Consider the following 1,414-nt stretch of genomic DNA (forward strand, 5'->3'; position numbering starts at 1 on the left):
GTCGGCGCGCGTGGCGCCGGTATGCGCGGAGACGGCGTAGAGCTGTTCCTTGTGTTCGTTGAGGTATTTGGCGAGCGCGCGCAGGATGCCCGCGCGCTGCTGGAAATCGAGCTTCAGCAATGCCGGCAATCCCTGCTTGCGCGCATAGGTCACGGCTTCGTCGAAGTCGATGCTTTCGGCATGCGTGGAGGCGATGAGACGGCCGTTGACGGCGCTGTTGAGCGGCGTCGCGGCGGTGGTACCGATCCAGCGGCCGCCGATGTAGCTTTGCAAGAGTGTGGATTGTGCTGTCATTGCTGTTTCCGTTATCTTCGAAAATGCTGGGCTGCTGATACTGCAGATACTGCAGCGATGGCAAAAACGGCAGGGCGCCGATGTAAGCCGCACCTCAGCCGCCCTGCCCGTTTCATGTCATCGCATTACCGATGGAGATGTTGCGCTTATGGTTGGTACTTCCATGCGCCGTTGACGATCTTCACCATCACCGAGGCGCGTTGATCCAGGCCGAGGTGGTCGGTGGCCGACATGTTGTAGACGCCGTGCACGCCGTTGACATTTTTGGAGGCTTCCAGCGCGTCGCGCAGCGCGGCACGGAATTCCGGCGTACCGGGCTTGCCCTTCTTCAGCGCTTCCGGCGCGGCGGCTTGCAGCAGCAGGCCGGCGTCCCAGGCATAGCCGCCGAACAGCGAGACGCTATCCTTGCCGTGTATCGCCTCGTACTTGGCGGTGTAGCCCAGGGCCACCTTGCGGATCGGGTTGTCGGCCGGCAGTTGCGCCGCCACCAGCACGGGGCCGGCCGGCAGCAGGGTGTTGTCCAGCAGCTTGCCGCCCACGCGCAGGAAGTCGGAATTGGCTACGCCGTGGGTCTGGTAGATCAGGCCCTTGTAGCCGCGTTCGGCCAAGGCGCGCTGCGGCACCACGGCCGGCGTGCCGGAACCGGCGATCAGGATCGCATCGGGCTTGGCCGACATCAGCTTCAAGGCTTGCGCGGTGGCCGAGGTATCGTTGCGTGCAAAACGTTCGTTGGCCACGACTTCAACCTTCGGTCGTTCTGCGGGGTCTTGAAGACCCATTTCTTTTTCGCGTCCATCGGTTCGACGATGCGTGCCGAGGCGGCTAGCGAAATCATCGGCGTCTGCGCTTCGGCGACCACTTCGATCATCGACAGCGAGTTCGGCGACACGGTCGAGCCGATGATCAGGTCGACGTTGTTTTCGGAGATGAAGCGGCGGGTGTTCTTGACCGCCTGGGTGGTGTCGGACGCGTCGTCCAGCACGATGTAATTCACTTTTTGGCCGGCGATGGTGGTCGGCAGCAAGGCGATGGTGTTCTTTTCGGGGATGCCCAGCGACGCGGCCGGACCGGTGGTCGAGAGGGTCACGCCGACGTGCATTGCCAACGCAACCGACGTGGT

The 1,414-nt window shown here is 63.1% G+C and carries 1 protein-coding gene and 1 pseudogene; both read right to left on the reverse strand.

Annotated elements, in window-relative coordinates; all coding sequences use genetic code 11:
• Nucleotides 1-294: aldehyde dehydrogenase family protein (locus HLUSI_RS30455; RefSeq protein ID WP_157137995.1), on the reverse strand; the 294-nt coding region annotated here is incomplete at its 3' end.
• 146 nt (nucleotides 295-440) lie between these two features.
• Nucleotides 441-1,393 (reverse strand): annotated as a pseudogene (locus tag HLUSI_RS30460) (ABC transporter substrate-binding protein).
• Nucleotides 1,394-1,414: the final 21 nt, after the last annotated feature.

This window comes from Herbaspirillum lusitanum P6-12 (assembly GCF_000256565.1).
Lineage (GTDB): Bacteria > Pseudomonadota > Gammaproteobacteria > Burkholderiales > Burkholderiaceae_D > Herbaspirillum > Herbaspirillum lusitanum.